The sequence below is a fragment of the Bradyrhizobium sp. LM2.9 genome, from assembly GCF_054056555.1.
In genome coordinates this window covers 7,780,219-7,802,677 of the sequence record NZ_JBSRYJ010000002.1, presented here as the reverse complement: position 1 = coordinate 7,802,677, position 22,459 = coordinate 7,780,219, and the positions used below count along the sequence as shown (strand labels likewise).

13 protein-coding genes and 3 pseudogenes are annotated in these 22,459 nt (G+C 61.5%); 11 read left to right on the top strand and 5 right to left on the bottom strand.

Annotation, left to right across the window (positions count from 1 at the left end):
• Nucleotides 1-150 precede the first annotated feature (150 nt).
• Nucleotides 151-1,807: pseudogene (pgm, locus tag ACVWW3_RS39400) on the bottom strand (phosphoglucomutase (alpha-D-glucose-1,6-bisphosphate-dependent)).
• A gap of 142 nt (nt 1,808-1,949) precedes the next feature.
• Here pgm and ACVWW3_RS39395 point away from each other — a divergent pair.
• Together ACVWW3_RS39395 and ACVWW3_RS39390 are read left to right on the top strand one after the other, a co-directional pair.
• Nucleotides 1,950-3,092, top strand: a complete 1,143-nt coding sequence (locus ACVWW3_RS39395; RefSeq protein ID WP_456651123.1) for an alpha/beta hydrolase family protein — start codon at nt 1,950-1,952, stop codon at nt 3,090-3,092.
• 98 nt (nt 3,093-3,190) lie between these two features.
• Nucleotides 3,191-3,991 carry a transglycosylase SLT domain-containing protein gene (locus ACVWW3_RS39390; protein ID WP_456651124.1) on the top strand — a complete coding sequence of 267 codons (801 nt, stop codon included), beginning with the start codon at nt 3,191-3,193 and terminating at the stop codon, nt 3,989-3,991.
• 208 nt (nt 3,992-4,199) lie between these two features.
• On the opposite strand, the pseudogene ACVWW3_RS39385 reads toward ACVWW3_RS39390, so the two are convergent.
• Nucleotides 4,200-5,016 (bottom strand): annotated as a pseudogene (locus ACVWW3_RS39385) (response regulator transcription factor).
• 265 nt (nt 5,017-5,281) lie between these two features.
• On the opposite strand from ACVWW3_RS39385, the gene ACVWW3_RS39380 reads away from it, so the two are divergent.
• Nucleotides 5,282-6,130 (top strand): MBL fold metallo-hydrolase, encoded by an 849-nt coding sequence (locus tag ACVWW3_RS39380; protein ID WP_354105192.1) that lies wholly within the window; start codon nt 5,282-5,284, stop codon nt 6,128-6,130.
• A 47-nt stretch (nt 6,131-6,177) separates the two neighbouring features.
• Here the strand turns inward: ACVWW3_RS39380 and ACVWW3_RS39375 are convergent, their stop codons facing one another.
• Nucleotides 6,178-7,068 carry an aldose 1-epimerase family protein gene (locus ACVWW3_RS39375; RefSeq protein WP_456651125.1) on the bottom strand — a complete coding sequence of 297 codons (891 nt, stop codon included), beginning with the start codon at nt 7,066-7,068 and terminating at the stop codon, nt 6,178-6,180.
• 74 nt (nt 7,069-7,142) lie between these two features.
• Complete coding sequence (locus tag ACVWW3_RS39370; protein WP_456651126.1) at nt 7,143-8,555, bottom strand: mannose-1-phosphate guanylyltransferase/mannose-6-phosphate isomerase; 1,413 nt, start codon at nt 8,553-8,555, stop codon at nt 7,143-7,145.
• A gap of 417 nt (nt 8,556-8,972) precedes the next feature.
• Here ACVWW3_RS39370 and ACVWW3_RS39365 point away from each other — a divergent pair, with 417 nt between their 5' ends.
• The 8 genes and pseudogenes from ACVWW3_RS39365 (at nt 8,973) to ACVWW3_RS39330 (ending at nt 21,228) form a co-directional block, all read left to right on the top strand.
• Nucleotides 8,973-10,061: a glycosyltransferase family 4 protein gene (locus ACVWW3_RS39365; RefSeq protein ID WP_456651127.1), complete on the top strand. Its 1,089-nt coding sequence runs from the start codon at nt 8,973-8,975 to the stop codon at nt 10,059-10,061.
• A gap of 243 nt (nt 10,062-10,304) precedes the next feature.
• A complete protein-coding gene (locus tag ACVWW3_RS39360; protein ID WP_456651128.1) occupies nt 10,305-11,486 on the top strand; it encodes a glycosyltransferase in 1,182 nt (393 codons plus the stop codon).
• 223 nt (nt 11,487-11,709) lie between these two features.
• Entirely contained in the window at nt 11,710-12,867 is a 1,158-nt protein-coding gene (locus ACVWW3_RS39355) for a cellulase family glycosylhydrolase (RefSeq protein ID WP_456651129.1), read from the top strand.
• A pseudogene (locus tag ACVWW3_RS39350) lies at nt 12,827-13,444 on the top strand (glycosyltransferase); the annotation flags it as partial. The gene ACVWW3_RS39355 and the pseudogene ACVWW3_RS39350, both read left to right, overlap by 41 nt.
• A gap of 283 nt (nt 13,445-13,727) precedes the next feature.
• Nucleotides 13,728-14,171, top strand: coding sequence for a glycosyltransferase (locus ACVWW3_RS39345; protein ID WP_456672394.1), 444 nt, complete (start codon nt 13,728-13,730; stop codon nt 14,169-14,171).
• Nucleotides 14,168-15,559 (top strand): hypothetical protein, encoded by a 1,392-nt coding sequence (locus ACVWW3_RS39340; RefSeq protein ID WP_456651131.1) that lies wholly within the window; start codon nt 14,168-14,170, stop codon nt 15,557-15,559. Before ACVWW3_RS39345 ends, ACVWW3_RS39340 begins: the two co-directional genes overlap by 4 nt.
• A 361-nt stretch (nt 15,560-15,920) precedes the next feature.
• On the top strand, nt 15,921-19,832 hold the full coding sequence (locus ACVWW3_RS39335; protein ID WP_456651132.1) for an RHS repeat protein: 3,912 nt from the start codon (nt 15,921-15,923) through the stop codon (nt 19,830-19,832).
• Nucleotides 19,833-20,103: 271 nt separating this feature from the next.
• On the top strand, nt 20,104-21,228 hold the full coding sequence (locus tag ACVWW3_RS39330; protein WP_456651133.1) for an acyltransferase family protein: 1,125 nt from the start codon (nt 20,104-20,106) through the stop codon (nt 21,226-21,228).
• Nucleotides 21,229-21,254: 26 nt separating this feature from the next.
• Here ACVWW3_RS39330 and ACVWW3_RS39325 read toward each other — a convergent pair whose 3' ends face one another.
• Nucleotides 21,255-22,256: a polysaccharide pyruvyl transferase family protein gene (locus tag ACVWW3_RS39325; RefSeq protein WP_456672393.1), complete on the bottom strand. Its 1,002-nt coding sequence runs from the start codon at nt 22,254-22,256 to the stop codon at nt 21,255-21,257.
• Nucleotides 22,257-22,459: the final 203 nt, after the last annotated feature.

Here is a 22,459-nt window from a genome sequence, read left to right as displayed (position 1 = left end):
CAGAGCCAGGAAACTACAGGAATAGGTGCTGCGCACGAGCCTGCGTGGCACGGCAAGGACGTGGATGGCCGGGATAAGGCCCGGCCATGTCGTGCGACAATCGCCGCTGCTGAAGCACCATCTCCGAAGGAGGTAAGACCGGCGCTTGTCCTACGCCTTTTGCGCTCCGAACACCTTCGCCAACGCCGCCTGAGCCTCTTCCTGGATCCGCCGCAGATGCTCGGTGCTGCGAAAACTTTCCGCGTAGATCTTGTAGACGTCCTCGGTGCCCGACGGCCTCGCGGCGAACCAGCCGAAATCGGTTTCGACCTTGATGCCGCCGAAGGGCTGGCCGTTGCCGGGCGCCTTGCTCAGGGTCGCACGGACTGGATCACCGGCGAGATCCTTCAGGCCGAGCTGCTCGGGCGTGACGGACTTCAGGATGTTTTTCTGCGGCGTGGTGGCGGCGACGTCGATACGCGCGTAATGGGGCACGCCCAGCTCGGCGGTGAGGTCGTTGAAGAGCTGGCTCGGATCGCGGCCGGTCTTCGCCATGATCTCGGCGGCGAGCAGGCCGAGGATGATGCCGTCCTTGTCGGTGGTCCACACCGTGTCGTCGCGGCGCAGGAACGAGGCCCCTGCACTCTCCTCGCCGCCAAAGCCGAAGCCGCCCGTGAGGAGCCCGTCGACGAACCATTTGAAGCCGACCGGCGTCTCGACCAGCTTGCGGCCGAGCTTCTTGGCAACGCGGTTGATGATCGAGCTCGACACCACGGTCTTGCCGATCGCGGCGTCCTTGCCCCAGTTCGGGCGGTGCGCGAACAGGTAAGAAATCGCGGTCGCGAGATAGTGGTTCGGATTCATCAGGCCGCCGGTGCGCGTCACAATGCCGTGCCGATCGGCATCGGTGTCGTTGGCAAAGGCGACGTCGAAGCGGTCGCGCATCGCGATCAGGCTGGCCATTGCGTAAGGTGAGGAGCAATCCATGCGGATCTTGCCGTCCCAGTCCACCGTCATGAAGCGGAAGGTCGGATCGATCGCCTCGTTCACCACGCTCGCCTTCAGGCCGTAGCGCTCGATGATCGGATGCCAGTAATGCACGGCGGCGCCGCCGAGTGGATCGATGCCGATATTGATGCCGGCGGATTTGACGAGGTCGAGATCGACCACGTTGCCGAGATCGGCGACGTAGGGCGTAATGAAGTCGTAGGCGTGGACGTTCGCAGCCTTGCGCGCCCTGGCGTAGTCGATGCGGTTCACGCCCTTGAGGGCCATCGGCGAGATAGCCATTGGCGCGCTTCTCGACCACGGAGGTCGCGTCGGTGTCGGCCGGCCCACCATGCGGCGGATTGTACTTGTAGCCGCCGTCCTCCGGCGGATTATGTGACGGCGTGACGACGACGCCGTCGGCGAGGCCGGAGGTGCGGCCCTTGTTGTAGGTCAGGATCGCGTGCGAGATCACCGGCGTCGGCGTGTAGCCGCCGTCCTTGTCGATCATGATGTCGACGCCGTTGGCCGCGAACACCTCGACGGCGCTGACCAGCGCCGGCTCGGCCAGCGCATGGGTGTCGATGCCGATGAACAGCGGACCGGTCAGCCCCTTTTCTCGTCGATAATCACAAATCGCCTGCGTCGTCGCGAGGATATGGCCCTCGTTGAAGCTGTTCTTGAACGAGGTGCCGCGATGGCCGGAGGTGCCGAACGCCACCCGCTGCGCGGGATCGGCGACATCAGGCTTGCCAGCGAAATAGGCCGTCACCAGCCGCGGAATGTTGGTGAGCGCGTCCGGCGAGGCCTGCTTGCCCGCCGCGGGATGAACATCAGCCACTGAATATACCTCGTCCTGTCGTAGAAATTGCGGAATACCATAGCATCGGCCGGGCGCCCGCCAAGGGCACAACACGCGCGGCGGGGCGGCCGTTCCTGAGATCATGCTATGGTCTTTCGATCGGGGCTTTTCGAGTCGGGGCATGACGCTGTTTCAGAGGCTCTTGGTTGTTCTGATTGCCTGGCTTGCGACGGCCGGCATCGTGGCCGATGCGATGGCCGCGGAGTTCTACACCGAGGATTTGCGCATCCCCATGGCGGAGGCCGGGTCGCAGGGGCTGGAGGCATTCCTGGTTCGGCCGGCCGGGACCAAACGCTATCCGCTCGCGCTGCTCAGCCACGGCTCGCCGCGCAGTTTTGACGATCACGCGATGATGTCCGCGCACAAATATTACGGCATCGCTCTGGAATATGCCCGGCGCGGCTTTGCCGCGCTGATCGTGATGCGGCGCGGCTACGGCACCTCGCCGGGCGGCCGCGTCGACAGCGTCGGCGGTTGCACCAATGCCGCTTACCTGCCGGCGGCAGCGATCGCGGTGGCGGATTTGCGCGCGGCGATCGATGCGATGGCGCACAGGGCCGACGTGACGACGTCGGGCATGATCGCGGTCGGCCATTCCGCCGGCGGGCTCGCCACCGTCGCCCTGACCGCGCAGGCGCCGGCCGGCCTCGTCGCCGCGATCAGCTTTGCCGGCGGCCGCGGCTCGCGCGATGACGACGACGTCTGCAATCCCGATGGGCTGGTGCAGGCCTTCGCCACCTTCGGCAAGACCTCACGCGTGCCGATGCTGTGGGTCTATGCCACCAATGATTCCTTCTTCGGTCCCGATCTCGCGCACCGCCTCCATGACGGATTTCGCGCCGCCGGCGGCAACGCGAAATTCAGTGCGGCGCCGCCTTACGGCGACGATGGCCATTATCTCTATTCGGTGGTGGGCCGCCCGCAATGGACGCCGTATCTCGACGCCTTCCTGCGCGAGCGCTCCCTCGGCCATGATATCCTGAGCCCGCCCGATCCGCTGCCGCCGCCCGGCCAGCTCAATGAGGCCGCGCGCGCCGAATTCTCGCGCTATCTCGCCAGCACCATGCCGCACAAGGCTTTTGCGGTGTCGCCGAACGGCGGTTACGGCTGGCGTTCGGGGCGTGACACGACCGATGACGCCCAGCGCGATTCGCTTGGCGCCTGCATGAAATGGTCGCCCATCTGCGCGCTCTATGCGATCGACGACAAATTGGCCGGCGGTGCTCAAAGCACATCAACCGACCAGAGCTCGCGGTCGCGATAGCCTCATTACACCGTTGGCCGCTCGCGCCTTCCGAGCCGAGCCGCACCCCGGGCCGCCGGAAAATCGGTTGTTAACTCGAAGCATATAGTACGTGCTCCATGCTGCGGGATCGAACACGCATCAACGCCCGCGCGACGTGGAAACACGTTGCGATCGCTGTGCTTTGGTTGGCATCCACCTCCGTGCACGCTCAGGACAGCGCTCTGAACGACGCGGAACCGACGTTGGCGACTGGCGGTCACAATGCAGATCTCGGCGCTGGCGAGACGCCGACGTCGCGGGCGGCGATCCGAAAAATTATCGAAAGAGAAACGGCCAGGACCAATCTGCCCGCCGACATAGCGGAAGCCGTCGTGTTCGTTGAAAGCGGATACAATCCGGGCACCATCGGCACAGTCGGCGAGATCGGCCTCATGCAGATTCGGCCCGAAACGGCGGCGATGCTCGGATTCCGGGGAAATAACGCAGAGCTCGCAGAGCCCGACATCAACATCCACTACGGCGTTCTCTATCTGAACCGCGCATGGCGCCTGGCAGGCGGGGACCTTTGCCGTGCCCTGATGAAATATCGAGCGGGTCATGACGAGGAGTCCATGACTCCGCGCTCGCAGGTCTATTGTAATCGTGCCCGCAATCGTCTTGTCTCCATGAACTCGACGACGGTGGGACACCAAGCTGCGACCGTCCCAGATGTAGCACCCGCGCCAAATACGGCGCCCACCGTCTCGAAGTCAGCGCGCAATCAAAAGGGACCGGCACAGCCGAAGGACGTTTACGCGCGTTACCGTCAAGGCACGGCCGTAGCGAGCAGAGCATATTGGGCAGCACAGGAAGCCCGGGTCCGCCTCATCAAGGCCCGCGTCGAAGCCAAGTGGAAACGGGTCGCATCACGTCAATAGAATTGCCTGTCTTGAGACGAGCAGCGGTTGGACGAACAACATTTTTGAAACTGAACCTGAATAGAGATCATGCACAATAGTTTGAGAGTTTGCAATCGTCGCTACCGGCGCCGTGGCGCTGTCGGCCTTTCTTGCCATTCGGTTCCTCGTCGGTTTCAGTGGCTGAACCCAATGGCGCAGCCGGCACCATTTTGTGCTGCGCTTGCGTCTAGAGCCGCTCGCTGAGAGCAAGCTTGTAACCGATGCCGGTGACGGTTAGTGATGACAGGCGTGCCGCTGCCGACGAGCTTGCGGCGCAGCCTCGCCACCAGGGCATCGACGGTGCGGATGTCGACCTCGGCCTGGCGGTTGCTAACGACCTCGATCAGATAGTCGCGGCTGAGCGGCCTGCCGTCGGCACCGACGAGCGCCGCGAGCAGGTCGAATTCGGCGCGCGTCAGCGCCACCGGCTTGCCGTCACTGCCGAGCAGCTCGCGCCGTGTCAGGTCGATGATCCAGTCGCCGAAGGCGATCGAATTGTGGTTGCGCGCCGCCTTACGGTCGATCGAGCGCCGCCGCAGCACACTGCGTGCGCGCGCGAGCAGGTCTCGCAAATTGATCGGCTTGGTGACGTAATGGTCGCCCGCGATCTCGAGGCCGAGGATACGATCGACGTCGGTGTCGCGGCGCGTCACGAAGATGATGCCCGCGTTGCTGGTCGCCTGGATCTCCTTGGCGAGATCGAAGCCGTCGCCATCAGGCAACTGCACGTCGAGGAAGACGAGATCGGTCCGCGCCCGCAGCGCCTGGCGGCACTCCGCGCAGGAGCCTGCGCCGACGACGTCAAAATTGTTCTCGCTGAAATAGCCGACCAGCATCGTCCGCGTCACCGGATCGTCTTCGACGACGATCAGCCGCTCGCGGCCACCGGGACGCAATTCCCGAAGTGCGGAATCAGCCACGATCTTGGATGTCCTGTGTGCTTGCGAATCGACCTGGAAGCTCAGGTCGCCGGGCGATGCGCCGTCCTGTGAACGTACATTCACGTGTTGTTCGAGCCCCCATTGCCGCCGGAATACTAGGCGTGTTGTGACGCCCAAACAATATTGGTCACGATCTTGACGCATTAAGTATGAATTGGCCCACAATTCCCATCCCGCGCATCATGTGCGGGATGCCGCAGGTACAAGCGGCAGTTGTGCGGGACCTTGGCGCTGAACGTCTCTCTCCCCGGCGGCCGGCTGCAGCTTGCCCCGCCAACAGCTTCAAATCTACTGTACGCTCCGAAATTCTGCACCTGGAGTAGATGCCATGGAAGTCATCCTGCTCGGCACCGGCGGCCCGCGTCCCGACCCGCGCCGCATGGCGACGACCACGCTGATCAGGCTCGGTGAGGAAAACATCCTGATCGATGCAGGCCGCGGCGTCATGGTGCAGCTCAGCAAGGCGGGTGTGCCGCTTGGCTCCATCAGCACGGTCTTTCTCACCCATCACCATTTCGACCACATCGGCGACCTCTACGACGTGATGCTCAATTCATGGATGCATGGGCGCAAGGACGATTTGCGCATCTACGGGCCGCCGGATACCGAACGGCTCGTCGATACGCTGGTCACGCAGGTCTACGACAAGGACATCACCTGGCGGGATCAGGGCGAGCCGAGCTTCGGCGGCTGGAAACCGGTCGTCGCGAGGGACATCATACCGGGCCCCGTTCTCGATACCGGTCGCTGGAAGATCAGCGCCGAGCTCGTTTCGCATGGCGACGGTCTCGACATGCCGCCCGCCTTCCTCGCACGCTGGATGTGTCTCGGCTACCGCTTCGAGGCCGAGGGGAAGATCATTGCGATTTCCGGCGACACGGTGCCTTGCCCCGGTCTCGAGCGGTTGGCAGAGGGAGCCGACCTGCTGGTCCAGTGCTGCTTTCTCGCAACGCCGGAGATCAACAACGAGCACTTGCGCCGGCTTGCGAAATTCACCATCGCCTGCGGCGATACGGTCGGCAAGGTCGCGGCCAAGGCCGGCGTCAAGAAGCTCGCGCTGACCCATCACCGGCCGCGCACCGACGATTCCATGTTGAACGCACTGCTCGCGGACGTAAGGCGGGACTACGCAGGTCCCATCGTGCTCGGCGAGGACCTCGCGCGGATCGAGATCTAAGGGCTGTCGTCAACCCGCAGCGGGATACGCGCGGAGGCCACCCGACTTCAGGACGATCCGACGTCGATCCGGAATGACAATTGCTCTTCTGCGCCGGCTGCGATGTGCATCAGGCCCGGCTTGTCAGTGAATTCGCCATCGAAGCCGGCGGGAGTGGCATAGCCGCGCCAGGGCTCGATGCAGAGGAACGGCGCGCCCGATGGCTTCGACCAGACGCCAAGCTCGCGAAAGCCGCGCCACGACATGTTCAGCCAAGGCCCGCTCGACCCGCCCTGCCCCGCGGCATAGCCGACCGAATTGCTTGCGATCCGGTCGAAGATGATTGCATCGTCGATGAACAGGGATTCGGACAAGGGCAACACGGTGCCGTTGACGGGACTTGGCTCCGTCGCCGGGCGCAGCAAGCCGCCGTCGAGACGTCGGACGGGAGATGGCTCTGCGTTCGCGAAGGTCAGCGCGTAGCTCTCCTTCGCCACTCCCGGCTGAAGCGGCCAGTTGAACGCGGGATGGCCGCCGAGCGAGGCGGGCAATGTCTCCTTGCTGGAGTTGACGATCGTGAGTGAAAGATCAAGACCTGATTCATCGAGCGTATAGGTTGCCGTCAGGCGGAACGCGAAGGGATAAAGCGCGCGCGTCGTCTCGCTGTCTTCGAGCACCAGGACACAGCGACTTTCACCACGTTCCACCCACGCAAAGCGGCTGTCGCGAGCGAAGCCGTGCTGGGTCATTCGGTACGTCCTGCCCCGATGCCGCAATTCGTCATTGGCGAGACGCCCGACGATCGGAAACAGCAGCGGCGCATGGCGCGGCCAGGCCGGCGCCGCCTGCCAGACGAATTCGACGCCAGCATCGCTCGTCAGCGAACACATCTCGGCGCCTTGCGCCTTGATGGTCGCGGTGAGGCGGGCGCTGCGGATCGTGTGCGTGTCGTCGGTCATAATCGCCTGTTCCGATCATCGCGGTTCGCGCGACAATTTCTAAATGGTCGCGGAATGTGGGAGCGACACTCTGCTCAAGAGCGTTGATAGTCGTCTTCAATCCGGATGATGTCGTCTTCGCCGAGATAGCTTCCGGTCTGGACCTCGATCAGCTCCAGCATGATCTTGCCCGGGTTCTCCATCCGGTGCACCGCGCCCATCGGGATGTAGATCGACTCGTTCTCGTGCACCGTCTTGACGGTCTCGTTGACGGTGACGCGGGCGGCGCCGCGGACCACGATCCAGTGCTCGGCGCGATGATGGTGCTTCTGCAGCGACAGACGCCCGCCCGGCTTCACCACGATGCGCTTGACCTGATGGCGCTCGCCATTGTCGACCGACTGGTAGCTGCCCCAGGGCCGATGCACCCTAAGGTGCTCCTCGGTGACCTTCGGTACCACCGCCTTGAGCTTGGTCACGAGCCGCTTCAGGCCGTTGGCATCCTTCTGGCGCGAGACCAGCACCGCGTCCGCAGTCGCGACCACGACGAGATCGTCGACGCCTTCGAGCGCGACCAGCGCGGAATCGGTGGTGACGTTGCAGTTGCGGGAATCTTCGAACACGGCGCTGCCGTGCGAAGCATTGCCTTGCGCGTCCTTCTCGGACAATTCCCACACCGCGTGCCAGGAGCCGACGTCGGACCAGCCGCAGGACACCGGCACCACTGCTGCGCGCGCGGTCTTCTCCATCACCGCATAGTCGATCGAGATCGCCTTGGCCGCGCCGAACGCTTCGGGCTCCAGCGTCACGAAGCCGAGGTCGCGGCCGGCATTGGCGACGGCATTGGAGATCGCCTCCACGCTCGCCGCGTCAACCTTGCGGTATTCGTCGAGCAGCATGCTGGCCGGGAACATGAAGTTGCCGCTGTTCCAGAGATAGCCGGAATTGACGTAGTCGGCCGCCTTCACCGCGTCCGGCTTCTCGACGAAGCGCGCGACCGCGTGAACCGTGCCGGAGATCACCTCGCCCGGGCTGATATAGCCGTATTCGGTCGCCGGCCGCTCCGGCTTGACGCCGAAGGTGACGATCCGCCCGGTGCTCGCGGCGATCAGACCTTCGCGGCACGCCGCGACAAAGGCGGCATTGTCCTGCACCACATGGTCGGCGGCGAGCGCGAGCACGATGGCTTCACCGGCGCGGTTCTGCGCGAACACCGCGCCCGCGGCAATCGCGGGCCCGGAATCGCGCCGCATCGGCTCGAGGATCACGTCGGCCTCGATGCCGATCTCGGCGAGCTGCTCCAGCACCATGAAGCGATAGGAGGCATTGGTGATGACGATCGGGCGATCGAACAGCGAGGCCTCCGAGACGCGCGAAAGCGTGTCCTGAAAGGTCGAGCGCGTGCCGAACAGCGGCAGGAATTGCTTGGGGCGCACCTCGCGCGAAGCCGGCCACAGCCGCGTGCCGGCACCGCCGCACATGATCAGGGGGATAATGCGTTTGTCCATCGTCATTTCAAACCTTGAAGTGGTCCCGATACCAGGTGACAAAATTACGAACCCCGTGCGCAATCGGCGTTGACGGTGCAAAGCCGGTGTCGCGCATCAGATCCGAGCATCCGCGAACGTTTCCAAAACGTCTCCCGGCTGTGCCAGACTGGACGGGCGGAGGCAAGGCTTCGGGCATCAACGGGCTGCGTCCGCCGGAATTGCCATTGCAAGCCCCGCCATGACCACCAGATGGTCAACAGCCCAGCTGCACCCGTATGCCGCGGATATGCCTCGGCACCGGACAAACACCGCGATCAAGCGACTAGTATCGTCATAATTTCGTGGCTTCAGGCTGCTTTTCTTCCAGACCCATGCGCTGACTTGATTAATGCAAATCACGACTGCGTCGCATTAACGAATCATAACGGCATAGAATTGAAACTCTTCATCAACGGCCGCTTTCTCTCGCAAAAGCTGACCGGCGTTCAGCGTTATGCCGCCGAAATGGTCAAGGCGATCGATGCCTTGCTGGCGTCAGAGCACTCGCCTGCCTCGCTCAGGCAGGCCGAGTGGCAATTGCTCGCGCCAAGCGAGGCAAGCGAGGCAATCAATCTCACCCGGATCAAGTTCCGCAAAGTCGGACACTTGAGCGGCCATGCCTGGGACCAAATTGAACTTGCGCGCGCCGCCGCAGGCGGTCGCCTCATCAGTCTGGCCAATTCGGGGCCAGTCTTGCATCGTGATCACATCGTCGTCATCCATGATGCACAGATCTTCCGCAGGCCCGACTTCTTCAATTGGCGCTACTTGGCCGTTCATCGGACGATGGATCGGCTGCTCGCACGCCGGGCGACGATCGCTACCGTCTCGGCCTTTTCCCGCGAAGAACTGGCGGCAACGCTCCGTCTGTCGAAAGCGGGTATGCCGATATTCCCGAATAGCGCAGAACACTTCGCGGCGACAACGCCCGATCCCGGTATTCTCGCCCGGCTAGGGATTCAGCCTCGCAAATATTTTCTCTTTGTGGGCTCCAAAACCAAGAACAAAAACCTCTCCGTTGCAATCGAGGCAGCACGGCTGCTCGAACGAAACGACATTCCGCTGGTCATCGTTGGAGGCGATAACAGCAAGGTATTTCAAGATAATCTGGGTAAAAGCGATTCAGGCCTGCTTCTCGCTGGACGCCTGACCGATAGCGAGATTGCCGCTCTCTATGCGCACGCCCTGGCGTTCATTTTTCCCTCTCTTTATGAGGGCTTCGGTGTACCACCGCTTGAAGCCATGGTCTTCGGCTGCCCGGTCATAGCGTCAACGGCTGATGCGGTTATGGAAACGTGCGGCGAGGCCGCTGCTTATTTTTCCGCCACGGACGCGGGCGCGCTGAAGCAGCTTATGCTTGAAAGGCTAACAGTTGGCGCAATATCCGATCACGAGCGAAGAAAACAGCAAGATCGCCTCGCATTGTACTCGTGGCAAAAATCCGCAGGGGCACTGCTGGAATTTCTCGCGCGGCGCCACACTTAGCAACGCTGCTTAAGTTGGCAGAGTGCGCTCAAATTTTGAGCGCGGCGCTCTTGGGCAAAAGGTTGATTTGCGCAAGGGCTGACAACCAATCGTCGCAGGATTGGTTCCATCCGCGCGATTTGACTTTGACGAGCTTCAATTGTGCAAGCGCCTTGGCGCAACAAGACCACATCGCTGCCTAAATCTCGCTACGTATCGGATGGATTGTGGTCGCATCAGTTGATGCTCAGGTAAGGATGCATAATGTTCAGCTCGCCAACGCAATCCGCGGCAAGGCAGCCGTTGAAAGTGCTGCACGTCGCGGAAACGATCCGGGGCGGGATTGCGAGCTACCTGAACGAGTTGCATCCGCGGCAGCAAGCGAGCTTCGGCGCCGACAATGTGCATTATGTCGTGCCGTCAGATCATCGCCACGACCTCCCTGCAGTCGATGAGAGCCAGATCACAACGTTCGAGAGATCTGGCCGCAGCATCTCTGGCCTGTTCCAGATGTTGCGCGCGAGCATGCAGGCGCTCGACGCCCTCAAGCCGGACGTGGTGCATCTTCACTCGTCGTTTGCCGGGCTCGTTCTCCGTCCCGCGCTGGCAGCTCGTTCGGAAGGACCCCGCGTCGTCTATTGCCCGCACGGCTGGGCGTTCGCACGAGAGACCGGCCGCCTGAGCCATCTGGCGACGAAAGCGGCAGAGAAACTTCTGGCTCGCACATCGGACCGCATCATTTGCATTTCCGGCGACGAGTTCAATGAAGCAGTCCGCGCGGGAATTCCCGCTGACCGCCTCACCCTGGTGCACAATGGCATATCAAGGAGCCGCCCGTCGCCGGCGGCTGTTGCGGCAGACTGGACGACAAAGAAGGCTAAGGTGCTGTTCATCGGCCGCTTGGACCGACAAAAGGGCTACGACCTTCTGATTGAAGCGGCCCGTTCGCTCGAAGATGTCCTGGATGTGCGCATTGTCGGTGCCTCGGTCGTCAGCAAACTCGAGGCCGTCACGGTTCCTGCCAACGTCTCTCTGCTTGGCTGGCTTGATCGTCAGCAGATCGAGACGCATTTGGAGGCGGCCGATCTCGTCGTCATCCCCTCGCGTTGGGAGGCCTTTGGCCTCGTCGCCCTGGAAGCGATGCGGGCGGCCAAGCCCATTCTGGCGTTTCATAGCGGTGCGCTGCCTGAAATTGTCGTCGACGGTGTCACCGGCGTGCTTTGCCAGCCGGTCGCCGTCCAGCCGCTCATCGACGGTTTCCGACGAGCGCTCGATCTGGATCTCAAGGTTTTGGGTCAACGGGGTTATGACCGGTTCAAACAGTTTTACGACGTCCAGAAGACCCATCGCCAATTACAGCAGGTCTATGTCGAACTCCTGGACGACAACAAGATCCGCTTCGAGGAGACGGCAAAACTGCAATCGGATCTTTCGAAGCATTTTTGAGGTGAGTCGCGGCACACAAGACTCGATTGCGAGCATGATCTAGACGATGGCAGGCCACCGTACCTTGGGTCGCAATAGGCTTATCTGGATCACAAGCCTCATCGCGGCCGTTTATCTATCCGTCCCCGCATGCGCTCAACAGGCTCAGCCGCTCGAGAGCAGGTTCCTGTTGGGTACCGGTACCCATCAGGGACTAGGTGGCCCGGTGAGCTCGCGAGGCTACGTGCCTTCCGTGAACATTGGCCAGATCAAGCAATTGGGCTTCAACGCGTTTCGTGATGATTTTCCCTGGTCTGATTTCGAATTGGCCGGCCGCCGGATGGGGTTCACGCCGCGGCTCGCCAGGCTCGATGCACAGGTCCAGTCCGGCGTTGCCCGTCCGCTCCTCATTCTCGCGTTCGGACATCATCTCGTTCCCAACTCCTCACCGCCGACGACCGACGAAGCCCGGCGGCGATTCGCCGACTATGCGGCCGCTGCGGCGCAATCGGTGGCGCGGCAGCATCCGATTTTCGAGCTCTGGAACGAGTGGAATCTGGCCGCGAAGAAAGACCCTGCATTCTCGGCCGACAATTACCTGGCACTTGCCAAAGCAACCCAACCGGCAGTCCGGCGGGCGGCGCCGAATGCGCCTTTCGTGGTCGGCGCGATCGGCGACGACCCCGGCTGGACGTGGACGGAGAAGATGCTGCAAACCGGTATCCTCCAATACGCCGACGGCGCCTCGATTCATCTTTACAATTTCTGCATGGCGCCGGCGAAGCGCACGTCGACCGAGATTATCGAGCGGCTTTCGACGTTTCATCGCCTCGTCGGTCAAGCGAGCGGCAACCCGGATTTCCCCATCTACGTGACTGAGACGGGCTGGACCACGGCAACGAACAAATGCGGGGTCAGCGAGCAGGCTCAAGCCGACAACACGGCACAGCTCATTCTGTGGGCATCGACCGCGGCGCGATGGCTCAAGGGGATGTGGATCTACGAACTCAAGGACAGCGGCCAGAATCCGTCCGAACTGGAGGACAATTTCGGGCTCTACCGTTTCGACAATTCACCCAAGCCCATCGCTTGCGCGGCGCGTGGAGCCTGGGCGTTCATCCGCTCCAGCCTGAGCGCGGAACGAAGAAGCCTCGCCAGCGGCGTTGTCTCGATTGAGGCCTCGTCAACAACCGGACGCAAGGTGGCGGTCTGGTCAGAGGATCCGAACCGACATTACGAGGTTCGGCTCAAAGGGGATTTGCCAGGCGCGACCTTTGCTACGCCGTGCGATGCGGCTGCGAGGCCAGCCTCCGGGGTCTGGATGCCGGTCTCGAGCACGCCCGTCCTGATCACCGCCAACAATGATGCCATTCCCGGACTGGAGATACGGCCGGCACGGTAGTCGAGATTGCCGACAAGAGGTTCACGCCATGAAAATTCTTTTGACGTCCACGCTTTATCCGACACCCCATGCACCGAAGATCGTCGGCGGCGCAGAGATTTTTGCACGACGGTTCGCCGAGGGGCTCGCCCAACGCGGCGATGAGGTTGAAGTCATCCGAGCCGCATCCGCGCCCGAACAAGCGCGTGAACTATGCAACGGCATCAACGTCTATTCCGCACCTGTGCGAAACGTCTATCTGCCCTTTACGGAGCAGAAAAACGTCATGACGCGAAGCATTTGGCATGCGATTGACGATTGGCAGATCCATGCACCGGCGATCGCGGAGCGAATTCAGGCCTTCAAGCCGGATGTGCTGCACACCAACAATCTCTCAGGCCTGACCACCGCGATCTGGCGGGTCGCCGCGCGGCTTGGCGTCCCAGTGCTTCATACGCTCCACGACTACTATTTGACCTGTCCGCGCTGCTCGCGCTTTAACAATGGGCGATCCTGCGAGCGCACGTGCACGAGTTGCGGAATCCTGACGTATCACCGCAAGCGCGCAACGCATTGGCTCAGCGCCGTGGTCGGCGTCAGCGAGCGCGTCCTTTCCATTCACACCGACATGGGCATGTTTGCCGAGACGCCGATCCGCACTGTCATCCGCAATGCCTCCACTGAGCCGCCGCGCTCGCCTTATCCCCGTCCCGTCTGCACGACCGAAGTGACGTTCGGATTCATCGGACGGCTCACCGAGGAAAAAGGTATCGACAACCTCATGCGAACCCTCGCAATGCTGCCGCCTGATCGGATCCGGATGATGATCGCCGGCCGCGTAAGCGATGAGGAACAGCAGCGCCTGAGGAAGCTGGCGCCGGATGCCCGGATCGAGTTCATGTGGATTTGTGTCACCCGACGAATTCTACAGGCAAGTCGACGTGGTGGTCGCCCCCTCCATCTGGCACGATCCCGGCCCACTCGTCGTCGCAGATGCCAAGGCAGCCGGCAGGCCGCTGCTCGGAACGCGCTTTGGTGGCATGCCGGAGGTCATCAAGCACGGCGTAACGGGCTGGTTGACCGAAGCCGATCCACAGTCGTTAGCCGAGAGCATGCTCGAGATCGCTGCGAATCCACACAAGATCGATGAGATAAGCCGGCGACTTATCGCGGATACGAACAAGTGGATATTTTCAGACGTGTTGTCGTCGTACAAGACTCTGTATGAGCAATTGCGCGAGCAACGGATGTCATCGGTGCGCGCGCCAATGGCCGAGGCGCCGCAGAGAACCGCTGTCGCGAAGAGCCGCCTCCTTCCGAGATGATCCGTCTGTTCGCAATCGCGGGCTATTTCTATCAAAGCGCCGCAGCGGTCATCCTGATCTTCGCGATCAGTCACCTGTTGCCCGCTGCCGACTACACCGGTTTTTCCTTTGCGATGGCGTCGAGCCAGTTGCTGTGCGTTTTCATGTTCGAGTGGCTGCAGCTCTCCGGCCTGCGCTTTCTTGCGGCCGCCAAAGAAAGCGAGGCGGCTCGACTAAGATCGTCGCTCTTTGCAGCGGGCCTCTTGAGCGCCGGCGCGCTGATCGCGGTCGGGAGCTGCGCATCGCTGATCAGCGGCCCAAGGCCGGGCCTGGTCGCCCTGGGCCTGAGTGTGGCCGTTCTTCAGGGCTTGACCGATCTCTATTTTCTGTCGGTCCGTCTGTCCGATCGGCTGGGGACCGCATCCTTTCTTCTTGCTTTGCGTGCGACGGCGCTTCTGATCGGCGCGCTCGCGGGAGCAGCGATTTCACAAACAGCCGAAGCGGCGCTGCTCGGCATTGTGTCGGGTCACACGCTCGGCTTCCTCGCCGGCCTTGTCGCATATCGCACGCCACTCGAGCGCGTTACGCTGCGGACGATGCTGGCTGACTGGAAGGACTTCTCCCGCTACGGCATGCTTGCGGCCGGCGCTTCCGTCATCCATTTGTCGGTGCCGGTGCTGCTCCGCATCATCGTCATCGGTCGACTGGGGGCAACGGGGGCCGGCGCGGGATTTTCGATCGCACTCGACCTGTTGCAACGTCCCTTCTGGGTCCTCAATGCGGCGATCCACACCGTGAGCTATCCCGACGTGGTCAAGGACTTCGAACACGGCAGCGTCGCGAGATCGGTTCAATCGACGCGACGCATGTTCGAGTTCATGCTCTGCACAACCCTCGTGCTGCTTGGCGGGCTCGTCGCCTTCATTCCAGACGCGGCCCGGATCCTGGTTCCGCAGGAAAGCCTGAACGGGTTCCTGGCGACGGCGCCGACAGTGGCCGCGTTCTATTTCCTGCATACCCATCTCCAGGCGACGATCGCGGTCGTCCCGCATCTCGAAAAGCTCGCAACCCGGCTGGTCGTCGTCGCTGCGGGCCAGCTCGTGATGGTTGCGGCGTTCTCCTTGGTCGCGGTGTCTGCCGGCCTGTCGCCAGAAGGGGCAATCGCCTGGGCCTCGATCGCCACGCTCGCAGCGATTTTGGCCGCGCTCGGCCCTACCCTCAGGTTCCAGGCGTTTCCGCGCGGGTCGCTGGTCATTCAAGCCGTTGCGGCGGCCATCATGATCGGATCGCTCGGGTCCATGCCGACGGAACCCGCGACATGGCTCGCAGGCAAGATCATTGTCGCCGCGGTTGCAACGGCCGTCATCGGCTGGAGCGGAAACTTTCTGAAGTTGGCTCGCCACGACTGATATGTCGCAACGGAGCCGCTGCAAAGCAGTTAGGCAATTGCAACCAATACGATTGTATCTGTTTGGTTGCGCGCCACGGACGGGAAGCATTGCAAAGCCATCAGGCATTCGAACGCCGCGCGCAAGCTGCGCAGAGATTCGGCAGTGCGACCCGTGGAAATCTTGAAAGCGCCTTCCTCACGTCATGCTGCGCCGGCATCACATCATTATTCTGCTGAATCAGAGCTAGCCTGTTCCCTTGAGGAACCGCCGTTCGCTTTCGATTTGTAGCTCCGATTTTTATCTGAAATTCACATTCGACAGAGAAGGTTGAACGCAATCCCTGCGAGCAATTACGTTCGCGCAGAAATTCGAGTGTGAAATGTCGTCAGATCAAACCGTCCTGTCCGCCAGCGGCTTCGTCAACTCCATCGGTGTCAACACGCATGCCGGCTTCGGCTGGACCGACTACAACAATCTCGCGCTGATGGTCGACGACCTGAAATATCTGGGCGTCACCCGTCTGCGCGACGCGATGGGGACGAGCCCAGCTGCGCAGCCCGTCGTCGACGGTCTGGCGGCGGCCGGCTACAAATTCGACTTCCTGGTATCGTCCGCCTTGCCCCAGCTCGGGGCGGCCGGACTTCAAAGCTACATCGTCTCGCTCGAGAAATTCACGACGAGCCATCCCGGCAGCATCAGCGCCATCGAGGGGTTGAACGAAGCCAATCACCAGCCCTTCAGTTACCACGGCAGCTCGAGCCTCAGTGCCGCCGCCCAGTACCAGAGCGCGATCTATCAGGCGGTGAAGGGAGACGCCGCGCTCGCCAGCATCCCCGTCATCAACCTCTCGCTCGCCTACAACGACCCCCAAGGCTACAGCCAGCTCGGCAACATGTCGGGCTCGGTCGACTTCGTCAACGCGCACGCCTATGTCAGCACCGGCACGACCCCGAATAGCTCGCTTGCTGCAACACTGAGCGCCGTCGCGGCCGCAGCACCGGGAAAACCCGTCGTCATTACGGAAACGGGCTACACCACGCAGGCCAACACCCAATATCTCGGCGTTGACGAGACGGTGCAGGCCAAATCGATCCTGAACACGCTGGTCGACGCCTACAAGGCCGGCGTGAGCGCGACCTATCTCTACGAGATGTTCGACCGGGACTCTTCGGCCGCCAATACCAATCCGGAGGCCAATTTCGGCCTGTTCAACTCCGACGGAACACCGAAGCTCGCCGCGACCGCCGTCCACAACCTGACGAGCATCCTCGCCGATGACGGCAAGGGCGGCCACCAGCCGACGGATCCGTTGAACTACTCGCTGAGCAACATGCCGGCCTCGGGCAACAGCATGGTGCTCGGCAAGAGCAATGGCGCATATGAACTCGTGGTCTGGGCCGAGCCGAAACTCTGGAACGACGCGACTGATTCCGAGATATCCAATCCGACCGAGACCGTCACCGTAAATCTCGGCGGCGTGCATCATTCCGTCAAGGTTTATGACACTTTGACCGGAACATCGCCAATAACGACCTATACCGACGTCAGTTCGATCACCATTCCGGTCGGCGATCACCCGCTCATCATCGAGATCGACGCGCCGGCGACCACGACGACTCCGCCGAGCACTGAGGCCAATATCACCGGTACCGGCGCCGAGATCGTGCCGCAACTCTCTGATCTGAACTCATCGACGTCGCTGCAGACGATCACGCTCACCGACACGCACGTCCTGCCGGTCGCATCGAAAGCGACGATGGACTACATGATCTCCCATTACGGAAGTGCGTTGGGCAAGATCCAGGGCGGATATTCGTTCTCGGTGACGAATTCGGCCTCGAACTGGACCAACACCAAGACCTATGATGCCGGCGGGAAGCTCGTCTCGACTGCGAATTCCGGCCTGAACAGCAGCGGCCTACCGATCTCGACCACGATCGTTTACGTGGACGGCTCCAACGACGCGATCGGCTACACCGCCGGTGTAAAGACCACCTCCGTCCATACCGCCACCGACGGAACCAAGACGACCGATACTTACAACACAGCGGGCGCTCTTCTCAACGAGGTCGTGCAGAAGTCGAGCGGCTATTATTCGACCACCATCTATACCAACGGCGTGAAGACCGCCGTCTATGTCAAGAATGCCGACCACACCCAGGACAACTACACCTACGCCATCAAGGGACAGAGCTTCACGAGCCAGGTTCAGCATGTCGATACGGCGGGCAAAGTCACTTCCGTGGTCCGCAGCCATGCGGATGGCTCGCTCGATTCAACGCAGGTCTACAACAGCGACGGCAGCAGCGTGATCACCACCTACAGCGCTACGGGGGTCAAGCTGGTCGAGACCGACTATCATGCCGATCACAGCAAGGACGTCTGGACCTACAACGTCAAGGACCAGAACTATGCGACAGAGCACGACGTCTACGACCCAAGCGGCTTTCTCACCACCCTGACGCGCCTCCACACCGACGGCAGCCTTGCCTTCAAGCTGGTCCAGACGACCGACGGCACCAAGACGACCGATTGGTACAATGCCGCCGGCAGCCTCACCAGTGAGGTCGTACAGAAGGCCAGCGGCTTCAACTCGACGACGCTCTACAGCAACGGCGTCAAGACCAATGCCTATGTCAAGAATGCCGATGGCAGCCAGGACAATTCCGCCTTTGGCGTCACCGGCCAGAGCTACAGCACGCTGATCCAGCACGTCGATCCATCCGGCAAAGTCACGGCCGTGACCCGCAAGCACGCCGACGGCACGCTCGACTATACGCAGGTCATCAACAGCAACGGCAGCAGCGTCGTGACCAACTACGACGCCGCAGGCACGAAGACGAAGGAAACCGACTACAACGCCGATGGCAGCAAAGACCTCTGGCTCCTCAACGTGGCAGGCCAGAGCTACACGACCGAGCACGATATCTACGACGCGACCGGCTTTCTCACCACGTTGGTGCGCACGCATGCCGACGGCAGCCTGGCCTTCAAGCTGGCGCAGACCACCGACGGCACCAAGGTATCGGACTGGTATGACGCCGGCGGCGTCCTCACCAGCGAGGTCCTGCAGAAGACAAGCGGTTACAGCGCAACGACGATTTACACCGACGGTGTAAAGACCGCCGCCTACATCACCAATGCCGACCAGAGCCACGACAATTACAGCTACAACATAACCGGGCAGAGCTACACCACGCAGCACCAACACCTCGACGCCGCCGGCAGGACGACTGAACTTGTCCGCACGCATGCCGACGGATCGCTCGACTATACCCAGGTCGTCAATAGCGACGGCAGCAGCGTGGAGAGCAGCTACAACGCCTCCGGCGTCAAGATGACGGAAACCGATTACCACGCCAACGGTTCGAAGGACGTCTTCCAGTTCCACGTCGCGGGGCAGACCTACACGAGCGAGCACGACAGCTACGATTCGACCGGCTTCCTCACCGACATCGTACGCACCCACGCCGACAACAGCCTGGCGTTCACTTTGGCACAGAGCTCAGACGGCACCAAGACTTCGGACTGGTACGACGCCAAGGGCGTCCACACCAGCGAGGTAACGACCAAGGCCGACGGCTACAGCTCCACGACCTCCTACACCAACGGCGTGAAGAGCGCCGCCTACATTACCAACGCCGACGGCAGCTCGGACAACTGGGGCTACAACATCGCCGGTCAGTCCTACACCACTCAACATCAGCATCTCGATGCCTCGGGGCATATCGTGGAGGTGACCCGGACCCACGCCGACGGCACTCTGGATTACACTCAGGTCGTCAACAACGACGGCAGCAAGCTGACGGACATTTACGACGGCTCTGGCTCCAAGACCCAGGAGACCGCCAACAACGCGGACGGCTCGAAGGATGTCTTCCTGTTCAATTTCAACGGACAGACCGGAACGACACAGCATGAGCACTATAATAGTGCCAGCGCGCTCCAATTCTTCGACGATACCAAGACGGACGGCACGCACAACGTCACCGCCGTCGCCGCGGGACAGACGATCCAGGGCGGAACCGGCAACGACGTGTTCTCGACCGCACCGAGTTCGACAACTGTCGCTTACGATCACGGCCAGGACCAGATCCTCAACTTCCAGGCTGGTGACGCCGCAACTCACGACGTGATCCAGATCTCGAAACTTCTCGCCGCGGATTACAGTCACCTACAGATCACGCAGTCCGACGTAAACGCCCTGGTCACGCTTTCGGCCAGCGACTCCATCCTCCTGAAGAACGTCAATGTCGCCAGCCTGACCAGCCACGACTTCCTGTTCGTCTGAATACGGCGGAACTGTCCACTGGAGCGCATCAATATCCCGGAGCCGGGACCAGCTACGGCAGGTCCCGGCTCCGTTCAATAATTAGGCGAATGCTTGGTCGACAGGCACCGGTCGCGCGATGGCAGCTCTGCCGGCGGCGATAGACGGTCCAGCTCGAAGAATTGAAGCGAGCTAATTGCGGGTTGCGCCCCGGCGGCCAACCGACGCAGCGAACTTGCGTCACAATTGATCTCTAGAGAGAGGTAACGCCACGCAAGGAATTCGAAGCTCGATGGAAGCCAATGAAGCAAGACGTTTTGTAGTTCTCGACTTCTATCGCTTCGTCGCGGCCCTTGGCGTTTTCGTTTTCCATCTAAAAACCCTCGACAGCGGTATTGCACCGGCCTGGAACGGTTCCTATGGCCTTTTCGTGGACATGTTCTTCATTCTGTCCGGGTTTGTGATCTCCTATTCCTATCCCTCTGACGCGCGTGGCCTCAAGGCATATTCCCGGTTCATGATCCGCCGCATTGCGCGGATCTATCCGCTGCATTTTCTGACTTTACTGGTGTTCGTATTGCTGATCGGGTTCGGTCTGGACCGATCGGCGAGGTCGACGCCGCTGGACTTCCTGTACAACCTCGTTCTGCTTCAAGCCTGGGGCGTTACCGATCATCTCAGCTTCAACTCGCCATCCTGGTCGATCAGCGCGGAATTCTTCTGCTATCTGGTCTTTCCGCTGCTTATGCTGCTTGCACGCAAGGTCCATCCGCTGGTGTTGGCCGCAATCGTCGCGGCGCTCTATCTGATCCTGGCCCACGGCCATTTGCCGATCTGGCAAGAACGATCGCAGATGTATGGAGCCAATTACGATTATGGGATGCTTCGTGCGCTGCCGAGTTTCCTGAATGGAATCCTGCTCGCTATCCTGTTCAGGTTGTCGCATCCCTATCGGCAAAAGCGGGTCGTCTTCGCCGGCATCGCACTGTTCGGGGTCTCCGTGCTTGTCTTGAACGTCTTCGCCAAGCCCGATCTGGCCATTATTCTGTTTTCCTGCGCCATCCTGCTCACCGCCGTCGGCGAGAGCGCCTTCTCCAAATTTCCAGGCGCCCGCCTCCTCGGACGGCTCGGCAACACATCATACGCGATCTACATGCTGCACGATGCCGTTCTCATTGCCCTGTTCAAGCCGTTATGGGCTTCGCTCGGACTACGTCCGGATCAGTTTGGCCTTTTCGCCTTGGCGTGCTGTGTGGTCCTGACGGCCATCGCGGACCGCACTTACGCCTATTTCGAGAACCCGGCTCGGCGCGTCATCAATCGCTGGGCCGATGGCGGAGTCGGCTCGCGTCCCAAGGCGCAACCCGCAACCGAGACCCCTATGCGTTTCGACAAGCCCGAGCAGGCGGTCAATTGACGCCGGTGGCGTCAGCCCCCAAACGCTCAGGCAACCTTACCGTCGGATTTCGGGGCAATCCGCGTCGAGCCTGCGCCCAGCAGCGGTGCGACATTGGCGCGAGACAACTCCATGACTGCCGGCAGCATGCGGCGGACCTGCGCGCCCGTGGTTTTGTAGGCATCAAGGAACCTCAGTAGAAACTTCTCGAGATTGTCTCCGGTGAGAAGCTGCTCCGGTGAGAGCAAGAGCGATTCACTGACGCCGAAATGAGCGAACAGGCCCTGGAACTTGTCCTGATAGGTGATCGCCGCAACGGGGGTTCCCTGCCCGAGAGCCGCGATCGCGAGATGCATGCGGCCGGTGACAACCCCGTCGACCAGACCGACGACCGCCTTGATCTCGCTTGCGGATAGAACCTGGTCGACATGATGAACATGTTCGCCCAGCCTATCGCGCAAACGATCAGCCAGCGGCCGTAGGCAATTGTCGTCGGCGATTTCGGGACGATAGTCGTGCGCGAGCAACAGCCAGCTCGCATTGTTCTCACGCGACACGCGCCCCATTGCGCTCGCCGCAAGTTCGATCATTTGCTCCAACTTCGCCGGCTCAGCCTTCCTGAACAACATCGGGTGGATATTGAATACAAACACGTTGCGGCCCTGGCTGCGCTGCTCCTCTATTCTGGCGGCAATCTGCTTCACCGCCGCAGTGTCTTCCCGCGGCACCAGCATGAAAGCCGAATCGGCGACAAGGTGCGCACGATTCGAGGCGAACTCTTTGAAGCGCTGAAGAGATAGCGCATCGCGCAGATTCAGGACCACACCCGGATCGAGCAGCCGAAATACCTCACGCAACGCCTTGGCCGGACGGGAGTTGAAGCTGAATCCGAGCACGCTGACCTTGGCGCCGCACGCAGCCATGAGATCAGCAACGAGCAGCATGCGAGCGGCATCCACCGGGGAATAGTAGCCGTCGAGCACATCGGCCCCCAGAACCACCCCGAAATCCGGCCTGGTGAGCGAAAGCTCCTGCGCCACCGTCTTCATAGGAAAACGGCTGCCTCCAAAATTCCAGCGGCCTGAAACCCATTGCTCGCACTTCCGCGCTTGCCGCTTTGGTGGCGGTGACAATGTAGACCTCGATGTTCGGATGAGCCCGCTTCATCTCGCCGACGGCCGCCTCGATCATAGCCTCATCACCGCGCGACTGATGAATGCTCCAGGGGTCCGATGGGAGCAGGACGAGCCGG